Origin of the sequence: Burkholderia sp. Ax-1720 (assembly GCF_011753035.1) — a bacterium.
GTDB classification, from domain to species: Bacteria; Pseudomonadota; Gammaproteobacteria; order Burkholderiales; family Burkholderiaceae; genus Burkholderia; species Burkholderia gladioli.
In genome coordinates this window covers 1-5,499 of record NZ_VWWK01000287.1, presented here as the reverse complement: position 1 = coordinate 5,499, position 5,499 = coordinate 1, and the positions used below count along the sequence as shown (strand labels likewise).

The window sequence follows — 5,499 nt, the reverse complement described above, 5'->3', positions numbered from 1 at the left end:
CGGCGCAGGGCCCGCGCGCGCTGGCGCGGCTCAAGCGCATCTTCCCGGCGCTGGCGGCCGCGCAGGCGGTCGAGAGCTGGGCCGGCCTGATCGACGTGCTGCCCGACGGGATCCCGGTGATCGACGCGCCCGAGGCGGTGCGGGGCCTGGCGATCGCCACTGGCTTCTGCGGCCACGGTTTCGCGATGGGGCCGATCGTCGGGCGGCTGCTGGCCGAGCTGGTCGACAGCGGCCAGCCTTCGCTGGACCTTGGCGAATTCCGCGCGCGCCGCTTCGTCGACGGCACCATGAAGCGGCCGCGCAGCATGCTCTGAGGGCAAGCGCGGGCCAGCGCGGCGCTTGGCAAGCGGGGCGCTTCTCGGCATGATGCAGGGCTGTCCTGCCGCGCCGTGCCAGCGCGCGGACGAGACCCCAGAAGGAGCGCAGCGAACGCTGCTACGATGAACCACCCGCGCCGTTTCACCCCGCCGGCATCCCTGTCCGGGCGGGCTCCGCATCGGGCGCCGGCCGCGCCGCGCCGCCCGCATCCCCGGGTCGCACGGGGAGGCTGGGCCGCGCTCTGGCTGCTGGCCGTCCTGCCGGCCGCGCATGCCGCGCACGCCGACGGCGTGGATCTCGCCGCCGCCCGTTTCCAATCCCTGCTGAGCTGCCAGCCCGGCGCGCGTTCGCCATCGCCGGCCGAGCGCGCCGCCTGGCGCGAGGCGGGCTTGTCGATCACCGGTTACGCGCACGACGGCGGGGTGCTGATCGACGATCGCCGCGAGGATCCGGCCGACCGCTGGGAGGAGATGCGGGTGCGCTTTCCGCGCCCGGTGACGATCGAGGGCAATCCCGTCAGCGTGGTCCATCTGGCGCGCCAGCAAAGCGGCGATACCGACGCCGATCTCGACCTGAGCCTCTACGCCGAAACCAGCGGCGACGTCGCCGCCTTCGCCGCGGCGCGCCGGCTCGCGGCGCTGCCCTCGGCGGTGCCGGCCGGCCTCGATATCTCGAACAACCAGGAAGACGGCCATGTCGCCGGCTTCCACGCCGGCTACCTGCGCTGGACGGCGCCGCTCTCCAAGCGCCAGGCCGACGCGCTGGCCGAGCCGGGCAGCACCTACCTGCCGGGCGCGCACCGATTGCCGGCGGTGCGCTTCGCCGGCGCCATGGCCGCCGAGCCGGGCCGTTTCGCGTTCGGCTGCGTGGTCTTCGGCCCCGACGTCACGCCGATCGACGGCATGTAAGGCCGCCGCCGATCGCGGGCCGCGCCGGCGACGGGATGCGCGCGCCTGGGCGAGCACGCGGCTTGCTCGTCGCGCGGCGGGGAAGAACGCGGCCGGCGCGATCCTGCCCCGTTGCGGGCCGGCTCCCGGGCGCCGGGGCATGAACCGCAAGCATGCCGCAAGGGCAGGCGCCGGCGCTCGATCCGCCGTCGATCCGGGCCTTGCGCGAGCCGCCATCGGTCGCCGCGATCCACTGCGAACGAGACGCGGATTCAGACGCAAAACACGACGCAAAACACGACGAAAAACCAACAAACTTCACGTTCCCGCCCCTTTCTCCTTACGCCTGCGTGACAAGTTGAAAAACATCGTGTCGCGCTCGCCAAATCTCGCCCGAAACTCGTTACCATTCACCGTTTTTTGAAATATCCGGTAAACATGAAAGTTCGGAATGCGAGTCTCTGGGCGCCCGCGGGGATGCGGCGCTGGGCATACGCGGCGGGGGCCCTGGTGCTCGCGCTGGCGGTGCGGCTCGCCCTGCATCCGCTGCTTGGGCCGGTGATGCCCGGCACCGCCTTCGCGATCGCGGCGGTGCTGGTCGAATACTATCTGGGCCTCGCGCCCGCGCTCACCGTGATGCTGCTCGGCCTGGTGATCGCCGACTTCCTGTTCGTGCCGCCCTATGGCTCGCTCGAGAACTTCCTGGTGATCGAGCGCGGCGACGTGGTGCTGCTGATCTCCTATCCGCTGGTGACCCTGCTGGTGATCGTGCTGGTCGAGCGCCTGCGCCGCGCGCAGTATCGCGCCGGGCTGGTCACCGCGGTGGCGCAGTCGCGCTACGAGATGCTGCTGCGCCAGGACAACGAGCGGGCGCTGGCGCGCCGCGCCGTCGACGAAACGCATCGGCTGCTGCGCTATCTCGCGCAGCACCAGCAGGAACTGATTCTGATCAAGGCGCTCGAGCGCGACGCCGTGCAACGCGCCCAGGTCGGCCAGAGCGTCGACGCGCCGCTGCCCTTCGACGGCGAGGTCGCCCCCGGCCCGCTGCATGCCGAGCTCCATCCCGACGATATCCAGCGCGTCACGCATGCGCTGTCGGCGGGCAGCCACCGCGTGCGGATCCGCTCGGCCGCGCTGGGCGGCGATTTCCGCCTGGCGCCCTGCATCTGCGAGCGCTTCACCACGCATGCCGGCGACTTTCTGGTGCTGCGCACCGAGGAGGCCTGAGATGGGCGCGAGCGACAGCGGCCTGACCCGGGCGACGGCCAAACCCTCCGCCGCCGCGCCGATCTTCGCCGAGGGCGACGGCCACGCGGTGCTGCTGCTGCACGGCCTGTCGAGTTCCCCGCTCGAATTGCGCTACCTCGCGCGCTACCTGCAGGACGAGGGCTTCACGATCTGCGCGCCGGTGATCGAGGGCTACAGCGCCGGCTCGGCCGAGCTGCCGATGGAGCGCTGGATCGAGGGCGCGGTGCGCGAATACGATGCGCTGGCCGCGCGCTACGAACGCGTCTCGGTGGTCGGGCTGTCGATCGGCGGGGCGCTGGCGCTGCGGCTGATCCAGGAGCGTCCCGACGCGCAGGCGCTGGCCCTGCTGTCGCTGACGCTGACCTACAACGGCTGGGCGATTCCCTGGTACCGCTTCATCCTCGACCTGGCCTACTACACGCCGCTGCGGCACCGCTATCGCTACCGCGAGGCCGAGCCCTTCGGGCTGCGCAACGAGGCGCTGCGCGCCAAGATCGCGCGCGCCATGGAGCGCGACGCGTTCAGCGAGGTCGGCCCGTCCGAGATCTCGCTGCCGGCGCTGCACCAGGCGAACCGGCTGGCTCGGCTGGCGCGCCGGCAGCTCGGCGAGATCGAGAACGACACCCTGGTGATCCACTCGATCGACGACGAGACTTCCAGCCCGCGCAACCCGAACACCATCATCGAGCGGATCGGCGCGAGCTTCCTGCGCACCATCTGGCTCGACGATTCGTATCACATGATCACTTCCGACAACGAACGGGAAATCGTCGCGCGCGAGACCGCGCTGTTCCTGCGCGAGAGCGAGATTGCGCACGGCGCCGGCGCGGGGGCGCCGCCGGTCGTGTCGAAAGCGCTCGCGCGGCGGCTGCGCCAGCTCGCGGCGGTGGCCCGCAAGACCAAATGAAGCCAGTCCTTTCCCGCTCCATGCCGGGCGCCGCGAGCCGCGCCGCTACCATCACCCTGGCCGCTGCGCTCGCCTGCGCGGCGCCGCTCGCCCAGGCCGATACCGATGCCGAATCCGGCAGCGGCGCGACGGCCGTCGCCGGCTCCGCGGCGAGCGGCGCCTCGCCCTGGAAGATCACGATCGGCCCGGGCGTCTACGTGGCGCCGCAGTATCCGGGCTCGCGCCACCTGAAGGCCTATCCGTTCCCCGCGCTCGACATCTCCTACCGCGACCGCTTCTTCTCGCAGGGGCCCGACGTGCTGGGCTGGAACGTGCTGTCCAGCGGCGACACCTACCACCTCGGGATGGCCGTCAGCTTCGATTTCCAGTCGCGCGACGCGAAGGACGACGCGCGCCTGCGCGGGCTGCCCGACGTGCACGACGGCCCCAAGCTCAAGCTGTTCGCCGACTACACGATCTGGGCCTTCACCGGCGCGCTGGCCGTCTATCGCGACGTGCTCGGCTACGGGCAGGGCACCACCGCCAGCGCCGATCTCTATGCCTCGCTGCCGCTCAATGGCTGGCTGTTCTCGATCGGGCCGGGCCTGACCTGGGCCAACGGCGCCTACACGCGCACCCTGTTCGGCATCTCGCCGGCCGAGAGCGCGGCTTCCGGCCTGCCGTCCTACGGCACCGGCTCGGGCGTGCGCGACGTGCACCTGAACTTCTACATGACGCACGATTTCTCGCGTCACTGGGTCGGCACCCTCAATTCGACGCTCGGGCGCCTGCAGCGCTTCGCGGCCTCCAGCCCGATCACCGAGCGCCGCACCGAGTGGACCACCTTCGCCTCGCTCGGCTACCGGTTCTGAGGCGGTGCGCGCCGCGCCCGGCAGGCGCGGCGATTCGCCGGTAGCATGTGGCCTTGGCGGCAGCGCGTCCGCCATCCCCGGCCACCACCTGATCCCCGCGATGAACGACTCCCTTTCCCTTGGCCGCCTGCTCGCGCAGGCGAACGCGAACCACCAGCCGATCGAGGCGCTGCCCGCGGCCCTGCAGCCGGCCGATGCCGATGCCGCCTACGCGGCGCAGCACGAGCTGATCGCCGCGCTCGGCGGCGGGATCGGCGGCTGGAAGGTCGGCGCCAAGTCGCCCGATGCGCCGCCCGCGGCCGCGCCGCTGCCGGCGCACGGCGTGATGCATGGCGATACCGCCGTCTATACCGCCGACGCGCGGCGGCCCTTCGGGCTCGAACTCGAGATCGCGTTCCGCCTGGGCCGCGTGTTCGAGCCGAGCGAGACCGCCTATGGCGAGGCCGAGGTGGCGGCGGCGATTGCCTCGGTGGGCGCGACCATCGAGGTGGTGGCGAGCCGCTTCGCCCGCTTTCCCGACGTCGAGCGCCTCGCCCAGCTCGCCGACCTGCTCAACCACGCCGCGCTCGCGGCCGGCGAATTCGTCCCGTATCGCGAGGACCTGCCGTTCCTCGCGCCCTCGCTGTCCTTCACCTTCAACGGCCAATCGCTGTTCTCGGGCACGCCGGGCAACCCGGCGGGCGATCCGCGCCGGCTGCTGGCCTGGCTGGTCAATCACGCGACCGTCGCGCGGCGCGTGGCGCTCACGCCGGACCAGGTGATCACGGCCGGCACCTATGTCGGCATGGTGCAGGTGGCCGGCAGCGGCGTGGCGGTCGGCCAGATCGCCGGCCTGCCGCCCGTGACGCTGACGATTGCCTGAACGCCGCTTGACCACCGTCTGAACGTCGCCTGAACGCGCCCGGATCTCGTCCGGGTTCGCGTTGTCGATCGCCGGCGGCGCTCCCGCCCGGCGCGGCCGGCGATCCAGCCGGGGCGGCGGGACGACCGTGTGTCCAGCCGCTATCGCATCGCCTCGATAAGCATTGCAGCAATCGGGATTTGGCTTGCGGGCCGCCTTGATTACCATCGGCGCTCCGGCCGCGCGCCCTGGCTCGCGGCCGCCGATCAACCGCACTGCGCGAACCCCGGACACCTGACGATGCGACACGGCCACCCGATCCCCCCCAACCACGACAGCACGGCGGACCTGCCGGACGACGGCGCGCGCCGCCGCGACTGGCTCAAGGCGGCGGCGGCCGCCGCGCTCGCGCTGGCACGTCCGGCGGGGCTGGCCGGCGCCGGCCTG

6 protein-coding genes are annotated in these 5,499 nt (G+C 72.1%); all 6 read left to right on the top strand.

The window, feature by feature from the left end:
• Positions 1-314 (top strand): FAD-binding oxidoreductase (locus tag F3J18_RS35335; protein ID WP_166916752.1); only part of this gene is annotated, 314 nt, incomplete at its 5' end.
• A 126-nt stretch (positions 315-440) separates the two neighbouring features.
• Complete coding sequence (locus F3J18_RS35330; protein ID WP_166916750.1) at positions 441-1,226, top strand: hypothetical protein; 786 nt, start codon at positions 441-443, stop codon at positions 1,224-1,226.
• A 417-nt stretch (positions 1,227-1,643) separates the two neighbouring features.
• Positions 1,644-2,432 (top strand): DUF4118 domain-containing protein, encoded by a 789-nt coding sequence (locus F3J18_RS35325; RefSeq protein WP_025099505.1) that lies wholly within the window; start codon positions 1,644-1,646, stop codon positions 2,430-2,432.
• Between the two features lies 1 nt (position 2,433).
• The gene (locus F3J18_RS35320; RefSeq protein ID WP_013689965.1) at positions 2,434-3,360 is read left to right on the top strand and encodes an alpha/beta fold hydrolase; all 927 of its coding nucleotides are present in this window, start codon (positions 2,434-2,436) and stop codon (positions 3,358-3,360) included.
• Positions 3,357-4,211 carry a MipA/OmpV family protein gene (locus tag F3J18_RS35315; RefSeq protein ID WP_166916748.1) on the top strand — a complete coding sequence of 285 codons (855 nt, stop codon included), beginning with the start codon at positions 3,357-3,359 and terminating at the stop codon, positions 4,209-4,211. The genes F3J18_RS35320 and F3J18_RS35315 overlap by 4 nt, the downstream gene beginning before the upstream one ends.
• Before the next feature lie 100 nt (positions 4,212-4,311).
• The gene (locus tag F3J18_RS35310) at positions 4,312-5,073 is read left to right on the top strand and encodes a 2-keto-4-pentenoate hydratase (protein ID WP_025099503.1); all 762 of its coding nucleotides are present in this window, start codon (positions 4,312-4,314) and stop codon (positions 5,071-5,073) included.
• Positions 5,074-5,499: the final 426 nt, after the last annotated feature.